The sequence below is a fragment of the Agreia bicolorata genome (genome assembly GCF_000938265.1).
Classification (GTDB): domain Bacteria; phylum Actinomycetota; class Actinomycetes; order Actinomycetales; family Microbacteriaceae; genus Agreia; species Agreia bicolorata.
Map to the genome: position 1 here is coordinate 1 of NZ_JYFC01000018.1, position 1002 is coordinate 1002.

Below are 1002 nucleotides of genomic sequence, written 5' to 3' on the forward strand. Positions count from 1 at the left end.
CTAGATGAGTGAGTCCGATTCGTTTCAGTGGTCGTAGGCGATGAGGGAGCGTTTGGCGGGGGCATTGATGAGCCAGTTGTGCCAGATCCCGGCGGCGAGGGCGAGGAGTCTCGCGGCGACGCGGGAGTAGACGCCTGCGGGGGTGCGTCCGCCGTGGTCTTCGAGGGTGAGTTGCCCCTTGAGCGTGTCGAACACTGACTCGACCCATTGTCGGATGCCGCCGAGTTTCCCGAACCGGGGCTTCTCGTTTTTGCGGTCGGGACGGATCAGATGCGCTCCGAGGTCGTCGGTGACGAAGGACTCGAACTCGCGTCCGGCGAAGCCCTTGTCGCCGATGATCACCTGCCCAGATTGGATGAGGTGCCGGTCGTGGTCGAGCATCGCCTGAGCCGCTTCACGCTCTCCGATCTTCGGGTTCGCGAGCCCCCAGACAACGGGCATCCCGTCGGGAGCGCAGACCAGGTAGAGGCGGAAACCCCAGAAGAACCGGGAGTGGGACGCGCAATAGCCGTAGCCGGCGTAGCCGGCGAGGTCTGACCGTTTCACCGTTTCCCTGGACTTCCCGCAGGGCAGCGGGGTCGAATCGATCAGTCGTGTGATCTCGCCCCAGGAGGGGGTGTCGCGGGCGAGTTCGGCGATCACCGCGGATAGCAGCCCAGTGGACTGTCGGACACGTTTGCCCCACCCGGACTGGCCGGGAAGGTTCGGAAACATGCCCATCAGGTGAGCGCGAGCATGCCGGATCCATTTCCGATCCGACGCGATGCCGAGCAGATGCTGCGCGACGAGCAGACAGAGTAGCTCGACATCGTTCAGCGCGGGCTTGCGTCCGGGCCGATGATCCCGCGTGAACCCGATCGCGGGCAGGATCCGGTCATCGAGATGGACGTAAAGTGTGGTCAGGAGGGTGTTGAGGTCTGTTTTCACACACTGGGCTTAACACCCTCCGCCTGCGATTAACAGCATCCACGCCGCCCGAACCAATCGGACTCACTCATCTAG

Annotated in this window: 1 protein-coding gene; it reads right to left on the minus strand. The window is 63.6% G+C overall.

Features of this window, described 5'->3' with window-relative positions; translation table 11 throughout:
• Positions 1–24: 24 nt before the first annotated feature.
• Complete coding sequence (locus tag TZ00_RS18525) at positions 25–927, minus strand: IS982 family transposase (protein WP_044444015.1); 903 nt, start codon at positions 925–927, stop codon at positions 25–27.
• Positions 928–1002 lie beyond the last annotated feature (75 nt).